A 21,208-nucleotide genomic window follows, 5' to 3' on the forward strand; every position below is an offset into this window, starting at 1 on the left:
CCCTTGATCTGGCAGGGTTAATGCGGCTGGCACGATCTTTTCCAGGACGGAACGTCGCACCGGCCCGATATTTGCAAGTCTTCGTCAGGCGTTAACCAAACCGGCCGTTCAATGACGCTCGAAGTTTTTCGATCGTCAGGAGGGCGCATTGGCGCTCAGCCACCGTCTCGAGATCCGCCAGGGTCAGGGCCTCGTCATCACCCCGCAACTGCAGCAGGCGATCAAGCTGCTGCAGCTGTCCAACATCGAGCTCGACGCCTTCGTCGATGCGGAGCTGGAGCGCAACCCGCTGCTGCAACGCGACGAGGGCGAGCACGAGCCCGCGGGGGAGGTCGAAGCCGAACGCGCCGCCAGCAACACCCAGCTCGACGCCGTCGCTGACAGTGCGGCCGGCCGCGAGATGGACGCGCCGCACGAGGACGTCTCGCCGGGCGAGCGCGCCACCGGCGACGGGGCTGAAGCTGAACACGCCGGCGGTCAGATCGACTGGTCGCGCGCCGGCGGCGGCGGCTCGTTCGAGAGCGACGAGGGCTATGAGAGCGCCCTGACCGACATGCCGACCCTGGCGGCCCACCTTCGGGAGCAACTGGTCCAGGCGGCCCTGTCGCCGGCCCGTCACGCCATCGCCGAGATCCTGATCGATGCGGTCGACGAGGGCGGCTATCTGCGGCTCGACACCATCGATCTCGCCGCGCGCCTGGGCTGCAAGCTGGAGCTGGTCGAGGAGACCTTGGCGACCCTGCAGGGCTTCGAGCCGGTCGGCGTCTTCGCCCGCGACGTTCGCGAGTGCCTGGCGCTGCAGCTGAAGGACTTGAACCGCTACGACCCGTGCATGGCGGCCCTGCTCGACAATCTCGAGCTCCTGGCCAAGCGCGACATGGCCTCTCTGCGCCGGCTCTGCGGCGTGGACGAGGAAGACCTGCGCGACATGGTCGCCGAAATCCGCTCGCTGAGCCCGCGTCCCGGTGCGGCCTATCACACCGAGCCGGCCGAGACCCTGGTGCCCGACGTCATGGTTCGCGAAGGCCTGGGCGGCATGTGGCACGTCGAACTGAACACCGACACCTTGCCGCGGGTGCTGGTCGACCAGCGCTACCACGCCCGGGTCTCCAAGGGCGCCAAGAGCGACCAGGAGAAGACCTTCGTCGCCGACTGCATGGCCACCGCCAACTGGCTGGTGAAGAGCCTGGACCAGCGCGCCAAGACCATCCTGAAGGTCTCCAGCGAGATCGTCCGCCAGCAGGACGGCTTCCTGGCCTTCGGCGTCGAGCACCTGCGTCCGCTGAACCTGAAGACCGTGGCCGACGCCATCGGCATGCACGAGAGCACGGTCAGTCGCGTCACCTCGAACAAGTACATCGCCACTCCTCGGGGCGTGTTCGAGCTGAAATTCTTCTTCACCTCGGCCATCCAGTCGTCGGAAGGCGGCGAAGCCCACTCGGCCGCCAGCGTCCGTCACAAGATCAAGGGCCTGGTCGATGCGGAGAAGACCGAGAAGGACGTCCACTCCGACGACGCCATCGTCGACATCTTGAAGGCCGCCGGCGTCGACATTGCTCGCCGCACCGTGGCCAAGTACCGGGAAGCCCTGCGTATTCCCTCGTCGGTCGAACGTCGCCGGGCGATGAAGGTCGAGGCTTAAGGCCTCCGCCCTCTGGGCCTTCCGCGCCAAACCTCGTAACACTCGACCCATGCGCGCTCCGGATCGCCCTTTCGCGCGTTCCTGACCGGGCGGTGACGAGGATTTGATGAGCGAGAAGAGTCTGGCGGACGTCATCGAGGGCTTCGGCGTCAACGCCAGCCCCACCCTGACCGTCGGCGAGATGCTGGAAGCGTTCGAGAGCCGGGCGTTCGGGGCCATGTTGCTGGTCTTCGGCCTGCTCAACACCTTGCCGCTGCCCCCAGGCTCCTCGACGATCCTGTCGTTACCGATCCTGTTCCTGGCCCCGCAGATCGCGATGGGCGCCGACACGCCCTGGCTGCCGCGTGGGCTGATCGAGAAGCCCCTGAAACGCAACGACCTGCGCGGCCTTTTCAAGCGCCTGGCCCCGATCGTGCGCAGCATGGAACTGATCACCCGCCCACGTCTCAAGCCGTTATTTTCGCCGCTGGGCGAGCGCGCTATCGGCGTCGTGTGCACCCTGCTGGCCCTGGTGCTGGTTCTGCCCATTCCCTTGGGAAATCTTGCGCCCGGCGCGACCGTGGCCGTTCTGGCCCTGGCTCTGCTGCAGAGAGACGGCTTTCTGGCGCTTCTCGGCTACCTGATGGCGTTGGGCAGCGGCGCTCTGCTGTTCGTCAGCGCGCATGTCGTGGTGATGGCCGTTCGCAAGTTGATCGGGGTTTTTTCCGGACTTTTTTAAGGGGTTTTCGGACCATTCCCTAAGGGTCACGGCGCCGCTTGACACCACCCCCGGACAGGCGCGTTGTATCGGTATGCAAGTCCAAGTCTCCGGCAAGCATGTCGACGTTGGTGAGGCTCTGCGAGCGCGAGTCTCCGACGAAATCACCACGAGCATTGGCAAATACTTCGACCGAGGCGGCGCTGCCGAGGTCGTGGTCAGCAAGGAGGGTTACGCCTTCCGAGTGGATTGCTCGGTAAAGCTGGCTTCGGGTCAGCAGCTCATCAGCCATGGATCGGGGGGTGACGCCCACGCGGCCTTCGATGCGGCGTTGTCGAAAATCGACACCCGCATTCGCCGCTACAAGCGTCGTCTCAAGAGCCATTCGGCGGCGGCGACGGCCAAGCAGGTCGAGAACGCCGCCATGTTCGTCCTTCGCGCCCCTGAGGTCGATGAAGGCGAAGAGCATGACTGGGATGTTGAAACCGATCACCCGACGGGCGCGCCCGCGGCTATGGTCATTGCGGAAACCCAGGCCGCTGTGAAGACGATGACTGTTTCCATGGCGGTCATGGAACTGGACTTGACCGCCTACCCGGCAATCGTGTTTAGGAACGCCGCCCATGGCGGATTGTCCGTGGTGTATCGACGTCCAGACGGCAACATCGGCTGGATCGATCCCGAGCGCACAAAGTCGCTGAACGGACACGCCGCGAACTAACTAGACCGCTATGGTCTGGGGCGCCGCCGGCGGGTTCGCCTGGCGGCGCCAAGTGGTCGGCAAGGGCGGTCGACAAGAGCGAGCGTTGGAAGTCCATGACCATCGGCGATCTACTCGAGCCCGGCGCGGTAGCGCTGCGCGGTGGCGCGCCGAGCAAGCGCCAGGCCCTGTCCATGGTCGCCGACGTGGCCGCTCGCGTGCTGGGTCTCGACGCCGACATGATCCTGGATGGGCTGCTGGAGCGTGAGGCCGCGGGTTCGACGGGCGTAGGCGAAGGCGTCGCCATCCCGCACGCGCGCCTGGAAGGTCTGGAGGCCATTCGCGCCGTCGTGGTGCGTCTCGACGCTCCCGTGGCGTTTGACGCCCTGGACGACAAGCCCGTGGACCTCTTTATCGCGCTTCTGGCTCCGCCCGAGGCCAACGCCCAGCATCTTCGGGCTCTGGCGCGCGTCGCGCGAATGATGCGTCAGGCGGATATGCGCAAGGCGCTACGTCAGGCCAGCTCGACGGACGCCATCCATGTGCTGCTGACGCAGGATGTGGCCAGCACGGCGGCCTGAGACGCGCCAGGCGGGGGCCTTCGAGGACCCGCCGCCATCAGACTTGCTAGTGAACCGAAACCGGCGCCAGTTCATGGGCGAGGGCGGCGGCGATCGCCGTATCACGATCGATCATCACCGCCAGGCGCGCGCCGTCGGCGCGACACACTGCGTACAGGGTCTGGTCGGGCGCCAGGTTGAAATCCTCCACGCCCTCAGGGACGTCCGCTAGGATCTCGGCGGCCTTGATCGGCCGGACATAGACGAGGTCAGGCGCGCCAAGGGCCGCGAAAGCTTCGCTGGTGAACAGCGAACTGGTGTGGGTGTTGGGCGTCATGATGACCACCTCCTTCAATTAGGGAACGCGCCTTCTACCGGGCGGTTCAGCGCGGCTTCTCAGCCCGCGCTCCTGATGGGGATGCGCCGGACAAGGCGCTCGGGTTCGGGGCGGGCCAGATCGATATGCAGCAGGCCGTGCTCCAGGAGCGCTCCGCTGACCTCCATGCCGTCTGCGAGCACGAAGGTGCGCAGGAAGCCCCTGGCGGCGATCCCGCGGTGCAGGAAGGCCCTCTCGGCCTCAGGACGGCCCTCGACGTCGCGTTTGCCCGCCACGACCAGCTGGCCGCCTTCGACGGTCACGTGCAGCTGGTCGGGCGAGAAGCCGGCCACCGCCAGGGTGATGCGCACCCCGCCGTTCTCGGCTTGCTCGACATTGTAGGGCGGATAGCTTTCCGACGCGGCCTTGGCGGCGCGCTCGATAAGATCTCGGGTGTGCTCGAAGCCCAGCAGGAAGGGGCTGTCGAACAGGATCGTCCGGGTCATCGCGAAGTCCTCGCTCAAGCGACTTCGTTCGCGGAGACAAACCCGAAGATCGGCGAAGACCTCCACGACACGAGACCTGAGATGGCGAGCGTGAGTGTGGGGTTCAAGAGGGCGCTGCGCCCGGAGCTGGAGGCGCGTCCAGAAGCGCCGAGGGCGAGGCCAGAAGTCCGGCCCAGAAATGGACAAGGCCCGGACGTTTCCGTCCGGGCCTTGATGGTGGAGCTTAGCGGGGTCGAACCGCTGACCTCTTGCATGCCATGCAAGCGCTCTACCAGCTGAGCTAAAGCCCCAATTTTTTCGTCGAGAACCTTGCAGTAACTCTCGGAAATCCTTGGTCTCTTCGGCGTTTCGACTTGCGTCGCCCTCCGAAGAGGCGCGGAAACTAGTCCGGGATTTTTCGGGGATCAACCCCCTCAGCGAACTTTTTTTGAGAAAAGTTTCGCACCCCTGGAAACGCCTGTGGATAGCCGGTTTCAGCAGCCTGAAACCGGCTATCCGAACAGGTTAGTCGTCGTTGCCCTCGCCGGGCAGACCTTCGATCTCGTCCTCGAGATTGTCGTCGTCGTCCTCGTCCTCCAGGAACGGAACGTCGTCGGTTTCCTCGTCTTCGAGATCCTCGTCCTCGGCGAAGTCGACGCCCAGGTCGTCGCCGCCGGCAGGCGTGGCGCCCGGCTCGGCGTCTTCGTCGTCGGTCTCGACGACGTCCGGCTCGACCTTGTCGATTTCCGGCGTCTCATCGACCTCGTCCTCGAAGCCGTCCTCGTCCTTGGGAGCGGGGGCGGGCTTCTCGTCCTCGGCGTCATAGTCCGGCGTGATCGAGCGGGCGCGAACGCGGCGCGACTTCAGGGCCTCTTCCGGGTCGAACGACTCGCCGCACTTGGGGCAGACGGCCGGACGACGGTTGAGGTCGTAGAACTTCGATTGGCAGTTGGGGCAAATTTGTTTTGCGCCCAGGTCGGGATTGGCCAAGTGGCGACCCTTTGATCCTGATAGGAAAAGCGGCGGGTCACTTGCCATGGCGAGAGGCCGCTGTCAAAAGCAAACCCCTTCGCGAAAACCACCAAGTACTAAGGAGCCGGTTTCGGCATGTCGTCGGCTGGATTGAAGAGCGCGCCCGCAGGCGCTCTGCGAGGGATCGTGCGGGCCCCGGGCGATAAGTCCATTTCTCACAGATCGATGATCCTGGGCGCGCTGGCGACCGGGACCACGACGGTCGAAGGCCTGCTGGAAGGCGACGACGTCCTGGCCACCGCGCGAGCGATGCAGGCCTTTGGCGCGCGCATCGAGCAGGAGGGCGTCGGCCGCTGGCGGATCGAGGGCCAGGGCGGATTCGACGAACCGTCGGACGTCATCGACTGCGGCAACGCCGGCACCGGCGTGCGCCTGATCATGGGCGCGGCGGCGGGTTTCGCCATGTGCGCCACCTTCACTGGCGATGCTTCGCTGCGCGGTCGCCCGATGAGCCGGGTGCTGGATCCGCTGGCCCGCATGGGCGCGACCTGGCTGGGCCGCGACAAGGGCCGCCTGCCCCTGACCCTGAAAGGCGGCAATCTGCGCGGCCTCAACTACACCCTGCCGATGGCGTCGGCCCAGGTGAAGTCGGCCGTGTTGCTGGCCGGTCTGCACGCCGAGGGCGGCGTAGAGGTCATCGAGCCGGAAGCCACCCGCGACCACACCGAGCGCATGCTGCGCGCCTTCGGGGCCGAGGTGATCGTCGAAGATCGCGTCACCGGCGAACACACCATCCGCCACATCCGTCTTCCCGAAGGCCAGAAGCTGACCGGGACCCACGTGGCCGTGCCGGGCGATCCGTCGTCGGCGGCGTTCCCCCTGGTGGCCGGCCTGATCGTTGCGGGTTCGGAAGTGACGGTCGAGGGCGTGATGCTCAACGACCTGCGCACCGGCCTCTTCACGACGCTGCAGGAAATGGGCGCGGATCTCGTGATCTCGAACGTCCGCGTCGCCAGCGGCGAGGACGTCGGCGACATCACCGCCCGCTACTCCAAGCTCAAGGGCGTCGTCGTGCCGCCCGAGCGCGCGCCGTCGATGATCGACGAATACCCGATCCTGGCCATCGCCGCCGCCTTTGCTGAAGGCGAGACGGTGATGCGCGGCGTCGGTGAGATGCGCGTCAAGGAAAGCGACCGCATCGCCCTGACCGCCAACGGTCTGAAGGCGTGCGGCGTCCAGGTGGTCGAGGAGCCTGAAGGCTTCATCGTCACCGGTACGGGTCAGCCGCCAAAGGGCGGGGCCACCGTGGTCACCCACGGCGACCACCGTATCGCCATGAGCCACCTGATCCTGGGCATGGCCGCGCAGGAGGCCGTTGCGGTCGACGAGCCCGGCATGATCGCCACCAGCTTCCCGGGCTTCGCGGACCTTATGCGCGGCCTGGGTGCGACCCTGGCGGAAGCCTAGGCGCATGGGCTTTGTGATCGCCGTCGACGGTCCCGCCGCCTCGGGCAAGGGCACGGTCGCCTCGCGCCTGGCGGCCGCCTACGGCCTGCCGATGCTGGACACCGGCCTGCTGTACCGCGCTGTCGGCGTGCGGATCCTGGAAGCCGGCGGCGACCTGGACGATCCGGCTTCGGCCGAAACCTTCGCCCGGGGCCTGGACCTGTCCGAGCTGGAGAAGCCGCAAGTGCGCACCCGCGCCGCCGGTGAGGCGGCCAGCCGCTGCGCCGTCCATCCAGGTGTGCGCAAGGCCCTGTTCGACCTGCAACGCGCCTTCGCCGAGCGTGAGCCCGGCGCGGTGATCGACGGCCGCGACATCGGCACGGTCATCGCTCCCGACGCCCAGGCCAAGCTCTATGTGACCGCCAGCCCGGAAGTCCGCGCCGACCGTCGCTGGAAACAGCTGACGGGGCAGGGCGAAAGCGTCACCTTCGACGAGATCTTGGCCGACATCCGCAAGCGTGACGAGCGTGATGGCGGCCGCAAGGACGCGCCCATGACGCAGGCTGTGGACGCCGTCTTGCTCGACACCTCGGAAATGAGTATAGAGCAGGCCTTCGATGCGGCCCGCCGTATCGTCGAGGACGCGCGCGCCCGCTAGAGCTTCGCTCTACAGGGCAAATCCACCGCCGACCTCGCCGCGATAGAGAGAACATCGCGGGATCGCAGAAAACCCATTTCATCCGGAATCCCGAGAACCGCTTTCTCCAGCGGCGCTCATCGCAGGGTTTCCCCTAACCTAGAGACTAAACATCAGCATGGCTGACGATATGAGCTTCAACCCGACGCGCGACGATTTCGAAGCGCTCCTCAATGACTCGATGGGCGGCCGCGACTTCGCGGAAGGCACCGTCGTCAAGGGCCTGGTCGTCGGGATCGAAAAGGACTTCGCCATCATCGACGTCGGTCTGAAGACCGAAGGTCGTATCCAGCTGAAGGAATTCGGCGTCGACGAAGCCGGCAAGGCCACCATCAAGGTTGGCGACTCGGTCGAAGTCTTCCTGGAACGTCTGGAAAACGCCCTCGGCGAAGCGGTCATCAGCCGCGAAAAGGCCAAGCGCGAAGAAGCCTGGACCCGTCTGGAAGGCGTCTACGCCAAGAACGAACCCGTCATGGGCGCGATCGTTGGCCGCGTGAAGGGTGGCTTCACCGTCGACCTGGGCGGCGCCTCGGCGTTCCTGCCGGGCTCGCAAGTCGACATCCGCCCGGTGCGCGACGTCGGCCCGCTCATGGGCAAGGAACAGCCCTTCGCCATCCTCAAGATGGACCGTCCGCGCGGCAACATCGTCGTCTCGCGTCGCGCCATCCTGGAAGAAGCCCGCGCCGAGCAGCGCACCGAACTGGTGTCGCAGCTGCAAGAGGGTGAAATCCGCGAAGGCGTCGTCAAGAACATCACCGACTACGGTGCGTTCGTCGACCTGGGCGGCATCGACGGCCTGCTGCACGTCACCGACATGAGCTGGAAGCGCGTCAACCACCCGAGCCAAGTGCTCGCCGTGGGCGACACCGTGAAGGTCCAGATCGTCAAGATCAACCCGGACACCCAGCGCATCAGCCTCGGCATGAAGCAGCTGCAGTCGGATCCGTGGGATGGCGTTGAAGCCAAGTACCCGGTCGGCGCCAAGTTCACGGGCCGCATCACCAACATCACCGACTACGGCGCCTTCGTGGAGCTGGAAGCCGGCGTTGAAGGCCTGGTGCACGTCTCGGAAATGTCGTGGACCAAGAAGAACGTCCACCCCGGCAAGATCGTCTCGACCTCGCAGGAAGTCGACGTGGTCGTGCTGGACGTCGATCCGTCGAAGCGCCGCGTGTCGCTGGGCCTGAAGCAAGCCCTGGCCAACCCGTGGGAAGCCTTCGTGGAAGCTCACCCGGTCGGTTCGACCGTCGAAGGCGAAGTCAAGAACGCGACCGAATTCGGTCTGTTCGTCGGCCTCGACAACGACATCGACGGCATGGTGCACCTGTCGGACATCGACTGGAGCGCCCCGGGCGAAGAAGCCATGGCGCGCTACAAGAAGGGCGACCTGGTCAAGGCGAAGGTTCTCGACGTCGACATCGAGAAGGAACGCATCTCGCTGGGCATCAAGCAGCTGGCTGGCGACCCGATGTCGGGCGACACCTACCGCAAGAACCAGACCGTGACCGTGACCGTGACGGAAGTCACCACGGGCGGCATCGAGGTTCGCTTCGGTGAAGAAGACGCGCCGATGTCGGCCTTCATCCGCAAGTCGGACCTGTCGCGCGACCGTCAAGAACAGCGCCCCGAGCGCTTCGCCGTGGGTGACCGCGTCGACGCTCAGATCACCAACATCGACAAGGCGGCTCGCCGCGTGTCGCTGTCGATCAAGTCGCTGGAAATGGCCGAAGAGAAGGAAGCCATCGAGCAGTTCGGCTCGTCGGACTCCGGCGCTTCGCTGGGCGACATCCTGGGCGCCGCTCTGCGCGAGCGCGCCACCAAGGAATAGTCTTCCGCTCTTTCAGAGTTGAAGCAGACGGCGGCCGGAGTGATCCGGCCGCCGTTTTCTTTTGGGCGAAAGCCTGTCAGAACATCCTGGGTTGAGTTATTGGGGTGTTTCTCGTGTCGCTGCGTTTCGCCGTCGCCGTCTCTGCCATTGTCGTCGCCGGAGCGGCCCAGGCCGCGGACAAGCCGCTGTATGGGCCGCCGGCCAAGTGGGTGCAGGTCGCCGACATTCCGGCCTCGCCCCGGGACGACCAGGCGCCGTCGCTCCAGGTGCTGTTGAACGACAACCAGTCCCAGCATGATGGCGCGGGCTCGACCTTCTACAACCGTCAGGTCGTCAAGGTGCTGAAGTCCGAGGCGCTGTCGGGCGGCGCGCGCTCGGTGACCTGGGACCCGGCTCGCCAGTCGGTGACGCTGCATGGTCTGGCCATCGTCCGCGACGGCAAGCGCATCGACCTTCTGAAGAAGGGCGAGGACGTCCTGATCCTGCGCCGCGAGAAGAACCTCGAACGCGCCATGCTGGACGGCCGGCTGACCGCCTCCATCCAGATCAGGGATCTGCAGGTCGGCGACGTGGTCGACTGGTCCTACAGCTATCAGCATCGCGATCCGTTGGTCGGCGGCCGCACCCACGATTTCGAGCGGATGGCGTGGAGCGGCGTCGCCGGCCGCTACCGCGTGCGCATGCTGTGGGACGGCGCGACGCCGGTGACCTGGAAACGCGGCGTAGCCTTCCCCGAGCCGAAGCTGAGCCAGTCGGGGCGAACCCACGAACTGCTGGTGGACGTCGACAACGCCAAGGCCGCCAAGCCGCCGGCCGGGGCGCCGCTACGATTTTCGAGACTGAACGACCTGGAGGCCACCACCTATCGTGGGTGGGAGGACGTTTCGCAGACCATGGCGCCGCTCTATGTCCAGGCGGCCGTGTTGAAGGCCGACTCGCCCCTGCGCGCCGAAATCGCGGCCATCGCCGCCGAGAGCGCCGATCCGAAGGTCCGGGCCTTCAAGGCTCTGCAACTGGTCGAGGACAAGACCCGCTACCTGCTCCTGGGCATGGGCGACGGCGGCTACAAGCCCGCGCCCGCCGACGAGACCTGGGCGCGCAAGTTTGGCGACTGCAAGGGCAAGACGGTTCTCCTGCTGGCGATCCTGCGCGAACTGGGCGTCGAGGCCGAGCCAGCCCTTGTGGCGATGTATGCCGGTGATGGCCTGGATCAGCGACTGGCCTCGGCGGCGGCGTTCAATCACGTGATCGTTCGCGCCCGCATCGACGGCAAGAGCTACTGGCTCGACGGCACGCGGACCGGCGATCGGGCCGGTTTGGACGCGCTGAAGCCGCCGCCTTTCCGCTGGGCCCTGCCGCTGCGCACCGCCGGGGCAACCCTGGAGGAGATCGTCCAGTCGCCTCTCGATGCGCCCAGCACGGAGGGCCGCATGCGCATCGACGCCTCGGCCGGTCTCGACAAGCCGGCGGTGATCACCATCACCACGGTCTTGCGCGGCGACGGCGGCCTGGCGCTCGCCCGCGCCCTGCAGATTGCGCCCCGGGCCGATGTTGAGCAGCAGATGAAGCAGAGCGTCTCGTCCAGCAACAGCTGGATCCGGATCGAGACGGTCGGCTTCGACGTTTCGCCGGCGGGGGTGGTCACCGTCACCATGACGGGCGAAGCCGACTTGGACTGGCGCCTGAACGACGATGTCGGCGTCAGGGAATTCCGCGTGCCGGGTTCGGGCTCGGGCCGGATGAGCGGGTTCCCGCGTCGCGAACCGGGCCCCGACAGCGATGCGCCCTACGGCGTTGGCTTCCCGGCCTACAGCGCCAACAGCGTCGAGGTGGTGCTGCCCAACAAGGGGCAGGGCTTTTCGGTGAAGGGCTCCAACTGGTCGGGCAAGCTGGGCGGTCGCGAGCTGGCCGAGGTCTCCGAACTGCGGGACGGCGTGGCGCGGTTCACCGGTTCCAGCCGCAGCGTGGCGCGTGAAGTGCCCTTCGAGCAGGCCGAGGAGGTCAACAAGACCGCCCGCCGGCTGTCTGGCGAACCGAAGATCATTCGCGCGCCGAAGGGATTGTGAGTTTACGCATTAACCGAACCGCGATCGGGAATCGCACGCAACCCCTTGAAGACTCAGCCCTCGTTGGGCAAAGGTCCCGTCGCGCCTTTTCCTCCCAAGGGCGTTCCGGGGATATCGATGATCAAGTCTGAACTCATCGCCAGGCTCGCGAATGAAAATCCGCACCTGACGCAGAAAGACGTCGAACGCGTTGTCGGCGTGATCCTGGAACGCATGATCGGGGCCCTGGAGGACGGCGGCCGCGTCGAGCTGCGCGGCTTCGGCGCTCTGTCTGTCCGCTCGCGTCCGGCCCGCACCGGCCGCAACCCGCGCACCGGCGAGGCGGTGGACGTCCGCGCCAAGCACGTGCCGTTCTTCAAGAGCGGCAAGGAACTGCGCGCCCGCCTGAACGCTGACGGCGACGAATAACAACGATTGTATCCCGGGGTTGACCCTGGGGCACGAACGCCTTCAGCTTCTGCGCCTTATCGAGCAGGCCAGGAGTTGATCATGAGCGTCGTCAAGGAATTCCGCGAGTTCATCTCGCGCGGCAACGTCATAGACCTGGCCGTTGGTGTGATCATCGGCGCGGCCTTCAACGGCATCGTCAAGAGCTTGGTCGACCAGGTGATCATGCCGCCGATCGGCCTGCTGACCGGCGGTCTGGACTTCTCCAAGCTGGAATGGGTGCTCAAGCCCGAGAATCCAGCGACGGAAGCGATCGAGAAGGTCTCGATCCAGTACGGCGCCTTCATCAACACCCTGATCCAGTTCTTCATCGTCGCGGCGGTGGTCTTCCTGCTGGTCAAGGGCGTCAACAGCATCCGTCGCCAGGACGCCGCCGAACCGGCTCCGTCGGCGCCCCCGGCGCCGACCCCGGAAGAAAAGCTGCTGACCGAAATCCGCGACCTGCTGGCCAAGCCTAAGGCGTAAGGCTCTCGATCGCCGCGCGCCCCGCCGCCTGGCCCGTCTGCCAGGCGCCGTGGGCGGTGGAGAAGGCCGCAGCGCTGCAGGCCTCGCCGGCGAAGAACAGGCGTTGATCCACCGGCGCCGCCAGCCGCGCCCGGTCGCCCGCCCGGCCGGGCAGGGCGTGGGAATAGGAGCCGCCGGCGAACGGATCGGCGGCCCAGGCGGTTTCGGCCAGGGGATGGACCTTGCGGCGGATGTCTTCGCCGTAGATCGCCGCCAGCTCGTCGATCGCGAAGGCCGTGGCCGCGCCGGGACCCTGGCCCTCCAGCTCCCGGGCATGGGCGCCGCCCAGAAACACCTCAATGAGCGGACGGCCCAGCGGCCGCAGGTGATGCGCTCCCGTCGCCGTGCGCGTGGGATCGCCATACAGCTGGGTCTCGGCCGGGAAGGTGTCCGGCTTGTCGAGGCGCAAGAACACCTTGTCGGCCAGGCCCAGCGGCAGGCCCGCTACGGCCTCCAGCTTGTCGGGCAGTTCAGGGACGAACCGCAGCGCGCCCGAGGCCAGGATCGCGGTCGGCACGCAGACGATCACGGCGCGCGCCGACATCGTCCCCAGCGCGGTTTCCAGCGCCAGGCGCGGGCCGTCGTGCCGGATCACGGAGACCGGGCAGCTCAGCCGGATCGGCAGGGACGGCGCCAGGCGCGTCAGGCCAGCGCCATAGCCCTCGGCGACCCGCCAATTGACCTCGGTGTCGTCATAGGCGGCGTAGTCGTGCAGCGAGACCTCGCTGAACTCGGCCCCGTTGTAGAAGGCGGAAAAGGCGTTCAGCAGCGGGTTCCAGCGACAGTCGGGCTCCAGCAGGTCCGAGGCCGGGCGGTCGGGCCCACCGTCCTCGGCGGCCGCTTCCAGCCGCGTTTCCAGCGTCGCGAAGGCGCGACCGAACTCGGCCTGCTCGGCGCGGGTGAACATCGGACTGTCGGCGATGTTGGTCCAGGGCGGCGGGGTCTTGTCGATGGTCAGGCCCAGCGCCTGGAAGCGCGCGACCAGCGGGTTCTGGTCGGCCGAGTGCAACCACTCGCAGCCCAGGTCGATCGGACCGACGGGCGTCTCCACGGTGTGCCCGCGTCCGCCCAGGCGATCGCGGGCCTCCAGCAGCACGCCGGAAAGCCCGCTGGCGGCCACCTCTCCGGCGGCGCCTAGGCCGGCGGCGCCGGCGCCCACGATCGCGATGTCGACCTCGTGCATGGAGACCTCAATCGTGATCGTGGGCCTGGCGTTCCGCTACTTCGTCAGGGTGGCTGAATCGAGATCCAGCTTGGCGGCTGGGATCACCGTGGCGCCCGGCGCGGCCTGGGTCAGGCTCTCGCCCATGGCCTTGGCGTCGCCGGCGACGATGACGCTCATCTGGGCCGGGTCCAGCTTGTCCTTGGCGAAGGCCTGGACTTGCGCGGGCGTCACGGCCTCGACCTTGGCGGCGTAGTTCTGGATCTCGGTCAGCGGCACGCCATAGACGGCCAGGTTGCCCAGGATGTTGGCCAGGCCCTCCGAGGTGCCCAGGTCACGGCCAAAGCCCCCGACCAGCACCGACTTGCGGGCGGTCAGCTCGGCGGCCGAAGCCGGTTCGGCCGCCAGGCGCGAGAGCTCGGCGCGGGTCAGGGTGACGACCTCGCCGGCCGACTCGTTCTTGGTCTGAACCCGGGCCGAGAAGCCGCCGAAGCGGCCCTGCGGCGTCAGGCTGGAGCCGGCGCCGTAGGAGAGGCCGCGCTTGATGCGGATCTCCTGGTTCAAACGCGAGGAGAAGCCCACGCCCAGCACCGTGTTGGCGACGACGGCCTGATAGTAGTTCGGATCGGCGCGGGTGATCGCCGGCTTGGCCAGCACCACGGCCGCCTGGCCCGTACCCGGCAGGTCGATGACCAAGTTGCGCGGCGCAAAGCCGGTCGGGGCGGCCGGCGGGGCTGGCGGCGGGGTCGCGGGTTTCTTCCAGCCGCCGAACGCCTTTTCGGCCAAGGCAAAGCCGGCCTCGGGAGTCAGGTCGCCGGTCAGCACCAGCACGGCGTTGTCCGGGCGCCAGGCGGCGGCGTGGGCCTTTGCCAGGTCCGTGGTCTTGATCTTGGGCAGCGAACCGGGCGTGCCGCCGGCCACGTGGCCATAGGCCGAGCCGGCGTAGAGCAGCGGTGCGGTGGCGAAGGCGGCCAGGGTCCCCGGACGCTGGAACGACACCGACAGACCGTCCAGGGTCTCGGTGCGGACGCGATCGAGTTCGTCGGCCTTGAAGGCTGGATGCTGGGCGACGTCGGCCATGATGGCCATGGCCGGCGCGGCGTTGTTGGCCGTGACGCTCAGCGTCAGGGAGGCGGCCTCCCAGCCCGAGCCGGCTTCCAGATTGGCGCCCAGGGCTTCGGTCTCGCGGGCGATCTGGGTGGCCGAGCGCGTGGCCGTGCCTTCGGTCAGCAAGCCCGAGGTCAGGCTGGAGACGCCGGCCAAGCCTTGCGGATCGGCGCTGGCCCCGCCCTTGACGGTCAGGTCGGCGGTGACCAGCGGCAGGTCGCTGGACTTGGCGACGATGACGCGCAGGCCATTGGCGAGGGTCTTCTCGGCCGGGGTCGGCAGCACGGCGGTAACCGGCGCGGCGACGGCCGGCATCTTCTCGCGTTCGGCTTCGGGGGCGAGCGTCGTGACCGGGCCGTCGTACTTGACCGAGGCGACCTTGGGGATCGGCGGGGTCGGATCCTTCTCGCCGCCCGGGCGGTCCTTTTCCGGCAGGTAGCGGATCACCGTACTGCGGTCGTCGGCCAAGTACTTTTTCGCCACGCGCTGGATGTCGGCGGCGGTGACCGCTTGGAGTTCGGCCAGGCTGGTGTTGGCGACGGCGGCGTCGCCCTCGGTCAGCAGGGCGTAGCCGAGGGCGAAGCCGCGGCCGTCGATCTCCTCGCGCTTGCGCACGGCGTCGGCCAGCAGGCCGGTCTTGGCCTCGGCCAGTTCGGCGGGCGTGACGGGCGCGTCGCGGAAGCGGGCGACCTGGGCGCGCAGGGCGGCCTCGCCTTGCGCCGCCGTCTTGCCGCCGGCCATCACAGCGCCGACGTAGAACAGGCCCGGCTGGGCGTTGGTCGGGGCGCTGGAAAAGACCGACTGGGCGATCTGCTGCTCGTAGACCAGGCTGTCATAGAGCCGTGAGGACTTGCCCGCCGACAGCACCGCATCCAGCACCGTCAGGGCCGGGACGTCCTTGTCGGCGGCGGCAGGCGCCAGCCAGGTGATGGCCAGGGCCGGCAGCGGAACGTTGGGGCCGTAGGTGTTGACGCTCTTGGGCCCGGTGCGGGCCGGTTCGACCGCGGTGACCTTGGGCAGGGCCGTGGCCGGCTTGGCGATCGGCGCGAAGTACTTGTCGATCATCGCGTCCAGTTGGGCCTGATCGAAATTGCCGACGATGATCAGGGCCGCGTTGTCGGGGCGATAATAGGTGCGGTGGAAAGCCCGCACGTCGTCGACCGTGGCCGCGTCCAGCTCCTCGATCGAGCCGATGCCCGGGCGCTGATAGGGATGAGTGGTGAACGACTGCTGTGGGATCGACAGGGCAAAGAAGCGGCCATAGGGATCGGCCAGGACCCGCTGACGCAGCTCTTCCTTCACGACGTCGCGCTCGGAGGAAAAGACGGCCTCGTCGATGACCAGCGACTTCAGGCGGTCGGCCTCGGCCCAGACCAGGCGCTCCAGATGGTTGGCCGGCGCGACCTCGTAATAGTTGGTGAAGTCGTCCCAGGTGGAGGCGTTGTTGAAGCCGCCCACGTCTTCCGTCAGACGGTCCAGTGTCTCGCTGGGCATGTTGCGCGTGGCCTTGAACATCAGGTGTTCGAACAGGTGCGCGAAGCCCGAACGGCCCTGCGGATCGTCCTTGGAGCCTACGCCGTACCAGACCTGCACCGTCACGTTCGGCGTCGTCGTATCGCGCGAGGTGAAGACCTTCAGGCCGTTGGCCAGCACCCGCTCCTTGTAGACGATCGGCGGCACGGTGATCGCCGAGGCGGCCGGCGCGGGGGCCTTGGTCTGAGCCATCGCCAGGGGCGACAAGGCCGTCGTGGAGAGAGCCGCGGCCACGAGGGCCAGCTTGGCGGTGCGGAACATGCGCTTAAGGTCTCCTGAAAGTCGTGAGGGACCCTAACACCGCCGCCTCGCGGGTAAAGCTTACCAAGCTGTCATGCGGGCGGAACCAAGCGGCGGCGTCGTATGTTATAGCGAGTCGTTTCGCCCCCACCTGCGTGCAGGGTCGATCGCACGGGGGAGTTCTTGTCCGACACGTCACTTCGCGAGCATCTGCGTGCGGCGACTTCCGAAGCGCACACGACGCTGGACGCCACGGCCGGTGGGCTGGGTCTTTCGACCCGGGCCGGTTACGGCGCGTTCCTGTCGGCCTCTGCAGCCGGGCTGGCGCCGCTGGAGTTGGCCCTGGAGCAGGGCGGGGTCGGCGAGTGGCTGCCCGACTGGCCGCGCCGCGCGCGCCGCGAGGCGGTCGCCCAGGATCTTAAGGCTCTCGATCTCGACACGCCCGAAATGAGCCCAACCCCGACGCCGTCCTTCGCCTTCGCCACGGGCATGCTCTACGTGCTGGAGGGCTCGCGCCTGGGCGCGCGGTTCCTGTCGCGTCAGGTGCGCGCGGCCGACCCTGAACTGCCGCTGGCCTATCTGACCCACGGCGAGAACGATGACCTGTGGCGCAGCTTCGTGGCCTGGATGGAGGCGATCCCCAAAGTCGGGTTTCGGACAGACGAGGCCGAGGCAGGCGCGCGATATGCGTTCCAGCGTTTTTCGGAGGCCTTCGAGAGCGCCAAGTCCGGTGTCGCGTCTGGAGTAGCCAATGACCAAGCCGGAAGCCATGTCCGGATTTGAAGTCGACCTGACCAACTGCGATCGCGAGCCGATCCACGTGCTCGGCTCGGTCCAGCCGTTCGGCTTCCTGCTGGCCGTCAATTCCGACTGGATCGTGGTTCACGCCTCGACCTCGGCTCTGCGCTATCTGGGCGTCACGGTCGATGACCTGCTGGGCAAGCCGCTGGCGCAGCTGCTGAACGGCCATGCGCTGCACAACATCCGCGGCCGCCTGCAGATCATGCGCGGCGCGGACGCCGTCGAGCGGATGTTCGGCGTCGCCCTGACCGACGGCGGCGAGGACTTCGATCTCGCCCTGCACTATTCCGGCCGCCTGCTGGTCATCGAGGCCGAGCCCAGCCAAGCCGACGCCCTGATCGAGGCGGCTTCGGCCGTGCGCTCGATGACCACGCGGATCGCCGCGCGGCCCAATTTCGACGAGTTCTGCCACGAGGCCGCCCGCCAGGTCCGCGCCCTGACCGAATTCGACCGGGTGATGGTCTATCGCTTTGGCCACGACGGCGCGGGTGAGGTGATCGCCGAGTCGGTGCGTCCGGGCATCGGCTCGTTCCTGGGCCAGCGCTATCCGGCCTCGGACATCCCCGTGCAGGCCCGCGCCCTCTACGAACGCAGCTGGCTGCGGATCATCGCCGACGTCGACGCCGAGGTCTCGCAGATCATCCCGCCGGTCAGCGTCACGGGCGAGCCCGTCGACCTGTCGATGAGCATGCTGCGGGCCGTCTCGCCGATCCATCTCGAATATCTGCGCAACATGGGCGTGGCCGCCTCGCTGTCGATCTCGATCCTGCGCGACGGCAAGTTGTGGGGGCTGTTCGCCTGCCATCACTACGCCCCGCGCCACATCAGCTACGAGCGCCGCACGGCCGCCGAGCTGTTTGGCCAGCTGTTCTCCCTGACCCTGGAGAGCCGCGAGCGCGAGCATGAAGCCCGGCGGATGACCGAGGCCCGGGCCCTGCACGACCGGATGATGAGCGCGGTGGTCGCAGCCCCCCAGGGCGCCGACAGCCTGACGCCGTTCCTGGACGACCTGTGCCGCCTGGTGGGTTGCGACGGCCTGGCCCTGTGGCTGGAAGGGCGGCTGACCCTGCGCGACTCCACGCCCGACGCCAGCGATGTCCACCAGCTGATCCGCCTGCTGCGCGACAAGGACACCCACTCGGTCTTCGCCACCCACGAGATCGGCGCGATGCTGCCCTCTGCGGCGGCCTGGTCGGCGAAGGCGTCGGGCCTGATGGCCGTGCCGCTGTCGCGGGCTCCGCGCGACTACCTGCTGTTCTTCCGCAAGGAGGAGGCCAAGACGGTGGTCTGGGCGGGCAAGCCGGCCAAGCTGGTGCAGGTCGGGCCGCTGGGCGACCGCCTGACCCCGCGCAAGAGCTTCGAGGCCTGGGAAGAGACGATGCGCGGCCAGAGCCGGCCATGGACTCCGGTCGAGAAGTCGCTCGCCGAGAGCCTGCGCGCCAGCCTGCTGGAGATCGTCTTCCGCCTGACCGACCTGGCCGACGAAGAGCGCCAGCGCGCCAACCAGCGCCAGGAATTGCTGATCGCCGAGCTGAACCACCGGGTGCGCAACATCCTCGGTTTGATCCGTGGTCTCATCAGTCAGAGCAAGGCCGGGGTCGGCAGCGTCGAGGAGTTCGCCGAGGTGGTCGGCGGCCGCGTTCAGGCCCTGGCCCGCGCCCATGACCAGATCACCCGCCACCAGTGGGGACCGGGCGCGCTCAGCGACCTGATCATCGCCGAGGCCGAGGCCTATCTGTCCGGCAAGGCCGAGCGGGTGAGATTGAACGGCGCGCCGACGGCCCTGGCCCCGGACGCCTTCTCGATCCTGTCGCTGGTGATCCACGAGCTGATGACCAACTCGGCCAAGTACGGCGCCCTGTGCGACGCGCGCGGCAAGGTGACGATCGACTGGGCCCGCGATGCGCGCGGCGACCTGATCATCGACTGGCGCGAGCGCGACGGCCCACTGGTCAAGCCGCCTACCCGGCGCGGTTTCGGCTCGACCATCATCGAGCACTCGATCCCACACGACCTGAACGGCGAGGTCGATCTCGACTACCGCCCCGAGGGCTTCCAGGCCCGCATCCGTATCCCGGGGCGCTACGTCACGACCGAGGGCGTCGCGGTGTCCAAGACCCACGCCCGTCGAACCGAGACGCCGGTGCGCGCGCCCGAGCGCATGCTGGTCCTCGAGGACAACATGATCATCGCCCTCGACCTGGAGGACATGCTGACGCGCATCGGCGTCAAGCACGTGATTGTCGCCTCCAGCGTCTCCCAGGCCCTGGAATATCTGGCCGAGGAGAAGCCGCCGTTCGCGATCCTGGACGTCAATCTGGGGGCTGAGACCAGCTTCCCGGTGGCCGAGGCTCTGCAAGACCTGGGCGTACCGTTCGCCTTCGGCACCGGCTTTGGCGACAGCGCCGCCTTCCCCGAGCGCTTCCGCGACATCCCGGTGCTGCAGAAGCCCTACAGCGCCGAGAGCGTCGCGGGGCTGTTCTAGCTACTTGTGCGCCACGACCCAGGCGGCGAGACCCACGAACAGCACCAGGGCCAGCACCCGCGCGATCCAGGGCGCGGTGACGAACAGGCCGAGCACCGTGAAGCCGGACTTCACCGCGTCAGGGCGGGTCAGGGCGTCCTTGAACGTGCCGCCGCGCTGAGCGGCTATGGGATGGCCGCAGCCGGGGCAGGTCGGGGCGGCTTCCGACACCTGACGGGCGCAGGCGGGACAGGCGATCAGGGCCATGCTCAGGCTCCAGCGTTCGGCGTGATGCGGATTTCGACGCGACGGTTCTTCTGGCGACCATCCGGATCGTCGCTTCCATCGGCATGGGCATTGGGCGCGACGGGCTGTTTCTCGCCGAAGCCTTCGGCCGTCAGCGCGCGGCCGGCGGGTCCGGCCAGGCGGTCGGCGACGGCCTTGGCCCGGCGCAGCGACAGCGCGTCGTTATAGGCGTCGTCGCCCTTGGAGTCGGTGTGACCGCCGATCGTCACCTGGGCGGTCGGATAGCTCTTCAGCACCTCGGCCGCCTTGACCAGGGCCGGCTCGGCGTCGGGGCGGATCGTCGCCTTGTCGAAGTCGAACAGCACGTCAGCCGGCAGGTCGACGACGATCGTTCCCTCGCTGCGGCGAGCATTGAGTTCGGTCAGCAGGGTGCGGGTGGTTTCGATGCGGGCGGGCGCGACCTCGGACGCCACGAACACGCTGGAGAGCGTGCTGTCGGGACCGGCCTTCTCGAAGGTCGAGCGTGGGGCATTCCCCGTCCGCTCGAAGGTCGAGGCCATGCCGATGGCGCTGCCCTTCATCGTCCGCACCCGAACCTCGGCGCTGGCGAGGCCAGGGACCGTCGCCAGGGCGACGACGGTCAGGATCAGCGACCTCATCCAGCGGCCCCGGCGTTCAGCGGAACATCCAGGCGCAGGAACGGGCCGATGATGCTGTCGGAGGTCGAGCCCTCGTTGAACACCACGGTGATCTTCTGGGCGTCGCGGGGGACAGCGCCCATGAACACCAGGCGGCCGTTCATGGTGTCGCCGTTGACGATGTTCATGTTGGGATTGCCCTCGGGCGCCTTGAGCATGAGTTTCTGGCCGCCGGGCAGCTGGATGTAGGTCGGGTTGGTGGCCATCTCGACGTTATTGGTCGCCTTGCCGGCGAACGAGATGCTGACATCCAGCACCGTGGCGTCCTCGGCTAGGTCGACGCTCTTGACCCGCACCGTGGCGCCGACCTCGGTCACGCCCTGGACGTCGACCGCAACGGTGCGCGTCTGGCGCGGCTGGGCGGTGACGGGGGTGCTGGCGGCGGCGGCCGCGGTCGCTTCGGGTGACGTCGTCGCCTCGTCGGTCTTGTCCTTGGGAGAGCAGGCGGACAGGGCGAGGGCGGACGCCCCCGCGACGAACATCAGGCGAAGGGCGGTCATGAAACGCTCCGTGGTGGTGAACCCGCCGGCCCACCGCAAAGGTTCGGCCGCGCTCAAGCTCAACTCTCGGAATAGCAAAAGGCTCCGGCGGGAACCG

General features: G+C 67.6%; 20 protein-coding genes and 1 tRNA gene. 12 read left to right on the forward strand and 9 right to left on the reverse strand.

Translation table 11 applies throughout. The annotated features are described in order from the left end of the window. The first annotated feature begins 148 nt into the window (after nt 1-148). The 4 genes from rpoN to ptsN all read left to right on the forward strand — a co-directional run bounded on the left by rpoN (nt 149) and on the right by ptsN (nt 3,620). Complete coding sequence (gene rpoN, locus E1H18_RS10635; RefSeq protein WP_172267341.1) at nt 149-1,642, forward strand: RNA polymerase factor sigma-54; 1,494 nt, start codon at nt 149-151, stop codon at nt 1,640-1,642. Between the two features lie 103 nt (nt 1,643-1,745). After that, the gene (locus tag E1H18_RS10640) at nt 1,746-2,360 is read left to right on the forward strand and encodes an exopolysaccharide biosynthesis protein (protein WP_172267344.1); all 615 of its coding nucleotides are present in this window, start codon (nt 1,746-1,748) and stop codon (nt 2,358-2,360) included. Nucleotides 2,361-2,433: 73 nt separating this feature from the next. Further along, entirely contained in the window at nt 2,434-3,060 is a 627-nt protein-coding gene (hpf, locus tag E1H18_RS10645; protein ID WP_172267348.1) for a ribosome hibernation-promoting factor, HPF/YfiA family, read from the forward strand. A gap of 95 nt (nt 3,061-3,155) precedes the next feature. Then, nucleotides 3,156-3,620 carry a PTS IIA-like nitrogen regulatory protein PtsN gene (ptsN, locus tag E1H18_RS10650; RefSeq protein ID WP_172267351.1) on the forward strand — a complete coding sequence of 155 codons (465 nt, stop codon included), beginning with the start codon at nt 3,156-3,158 and terminating at the stop codon, nt 3,618-3,620. A 46-nt stretch (nt 3,621-3,666) separates the two neighbouring features. Here ptsN and E1H18_RS10655 read toward each other — a convergent pair whose 3' ends face one another. The 4 genes from E1H18_RS10655 to E1H18_RS10670 all read right to left on the reverse strand — a co-directional run bounded on the left by E1H18_RS10655 (nt 3,667) and on the right by E1H18_RS10670 (nt 5,390). Next, entirely contained in the window at nt 3,667-3,936 is a 270-nt protein-coding gene (locus E1H18_RS10655) for a DUF1150 family protein (protein WP_172267354.1), read from the reverse strand. Nucleotides 3,937-3,995: 59 nt separating this feature from the next. Beyond that, nucleotides 3,996-4,421, reverse strand: a complete 426-nt coding sequence (locus E1H18_RS10660; RefSeq protein ID WP_172267357.1) for an Hsp20 family protein — start codon at nt 4,419-4,421, stop codon at nt 3,996-3,998. A gap of 214 nt (nt 4,422-4,635) precedes the next feature. Further along, nucleotides 4,636-4,711, reverse strand: a tRNA-Ala gene (locus E1H18_RS10665). A 214-nt stretch (nt 4,712-4,925) separates the two neighbouring features. Further along, entirely contained in the window at nt 4,926-5,390 is a 465-nt protein-coding gene (locus tag E1H18_RS10670) for a TIGR02300 family protein (RefSeq protein WP_172267360.1), read from the reverse strand. A gap of 117 nt (nt 5,391-5,507) precedes the next feature. On the opposite strand from E1H18_RS10670, the gene aroA reads away from it, so the two are divergent. From aroA to mscL, 6 genes are all read left to right on the forward strand, one after another. After that, nucleotides 5,508-6,839, forward strand: coding sequence for a 3-phosphoshikimate 1-carboxyvinyltransferase (gene aroA, locus E1H18_RS10675; protein ID WP_172267363.1), 1,332 nt, complete (start codon nt 5,508-5,510; stop codon nt 6,837-6,839). Between the two features lie 4 nt (nt 6,840-6,843). Beyond that, entirely contained in the window at nt 6,844-7,476 is a 633-nt protein-coding gene (cmk, locus tag E1H18_RS10680) for a (d)CMP kinase (RefSeq protein ID WP_172267366.1), read from the forward strand. Between the two features lie 157 nt (nt 7,477-7,633). Continuing rightward, nucleotides 7,634-9,343 (forward strand): 30S ribosomal protein S1, encoded by a 1,710-nt coding sequence (gene rpsA / locus E1H18_RS10685; protein ID WP_172267369.1) that lies wholly within the window; start codon nt 7,634-7,636, stop codon nt 9,341-9,343. Between the two features lie 113 nt (nt 9,344-9,456). After that, the gene (locus tag E1H18_RS10690; protein ID WP_370526480.1) at nt 9,457-11,409 is read left to right on the forward strand and encodes a DUF3857 domain-containing protein; all 1,953 of its coding nucleotides are present in this window, start codon (nt 9,457-9,459) and stop codon (nt 11,407-11,409) included. A gap of 117 nt (nt 11,410-11,526) precedes the next feature. After that, nucleotides 11,527-11,817 carry an integration host factor subunit beta gene (locus tag E1H18_RS10695; RefSeq protein WP_010921415.1) on the forward strand — a complete coding sequence of 97 codons (291 nt, stop codon included), beginning with the start codon at nt 11,527-11,529 and terminating at the stop codon, nt 11,815-11,817. A gap of 81 nt (nt 11,818-11,898) precedes the next feature. Continuing rightward, nucleotides 11,899-12,321 (forward strand): large-conductance mechanosensitive channel protein MscL, encoded by a 423-nt coding sequence (gene mscL, locus E1H18_RS10700; protein WP_172267372.1) that lies wholly within the window; start codon nt 11,899-11,901, stop codon nt 12,319-12,321. Here the strand turns inward: mscL and E1H18_RS10705 are convergent. Together E1H18_RS10705 and E1H18_RS10710 are read right to left on the reverse strand one after the other, a co-directional pair. Then, nucleotides 12,311-13,543, reverse strand: coding sequence for an NAD(P)/FAD-dependent oxidoreductase (locus E1H18_RS10705; protein WP_172267375.1), 1,233 nt, complete (start codon nt 13,541-13,543; stop codon nt 12,311-12,313). The two genes, mscL and E1H18_RS10705, sit on opposite strands and share 11 nt — an antisense overlap. A gap of 36 nt (nt 13,544-13,579) precedes the next feature. Continuing rightward, nucleotides 13,580-16,423: a pitrilysin family protein gene (locus E1H18_RS10710; RefSeq protein WP_172267378.1), complete on the reverse strand. Its 2,844-nt coding sequence runs from the start codon at nt 16,421-16,423 to the stop codon at nt 13,580-13,582. Between the two features lie 162 nt (nt 16,424-16,585). Between E1H18_RS10710 and E1H18_RS10715 the strand changes: the two genes are divergently transcribed. Then, nucleotides 16,586-17,185, forward strand: coding sequence for a biliverdin-producing heme oxygenase (locus E1H18_RS10715; protein WP_172267381.1), 600 nt, complete (start codon nt 16,586-16,588; stop codon nt 17,183-17,185). Further along, on the forward strand, nt 17,154-19,688 hold the full coding sequence (locus E1H18_RS10720; protein WP_172267384.1) for an HWE histidine kinase domain-containing protein: 2,535 nt from the start codon (nt 17,154-17,156) through the stop codon (nt 19,686-19,688). Before E1H18_RS10715 ends, E1H18_RS10720 begins: the two co-directional genes overlap by 32 nt. Here E1H18_RS10720 and E1H18_RS10725 read toward each other — a convergent pair whose 3' ends face one another. The 3 genes from E1H18_RS10725 to E1H18_RS10735 are packed head-to-tail and all read right to left on the reverse strand — an operon-like array spanning nt 19,689 to nt 21,111. Then, a complete protein-coding gene (locus E1H18_RS10725; protein WP_172267387.1) occupies nt 19,689-19,934 on the reverse strand; it encodes a zinc ribbon domain-containing protein in 246 nt (81 codons plus the stop codon). Nucleotides 19,935-19,936: 2 nt separating this feature from the next. Beyond that, the gene (locus E1H18_RS10730) at nt 19,937-20,572 is read right to left on the reverse strand and encodes an OmpA family protein (protein WP_172267390.1); all 636 of its coding nucleotides are present in this window, start codon (nt 20,570-20,572) and stop codon (nt 19,937-19,939) included. Then, nucleotides 20,569-21,111 carry a hypothetical protein gene (locus E1H18_RS10735; RefSeq protein WP_172267393.1) on the reverse strand — a complete coding sequence of 181 codons (543 nt, stop codon included), beginning with the start codon at nt 21,109-21,111 and terminating at the stop codon, nt 20,569-20,571. Before E1H18_RS10735 ends, E1H18_RS10730 begins: the two co-directional genes overlap by 4 nt. Nucleotides 21,112-21,208: the final 97 nt, after the last annotated feature.

The sequence above is a fragment of the Caulobacter sp. RHG1 genome (genome assembly GCF_013181195.1).
Classification (GTDB): Bacteria; Pseudomonadota; Alphaproteobacteria; order Caulobacterales; family Caulobacteraceae; genus Caulobacter.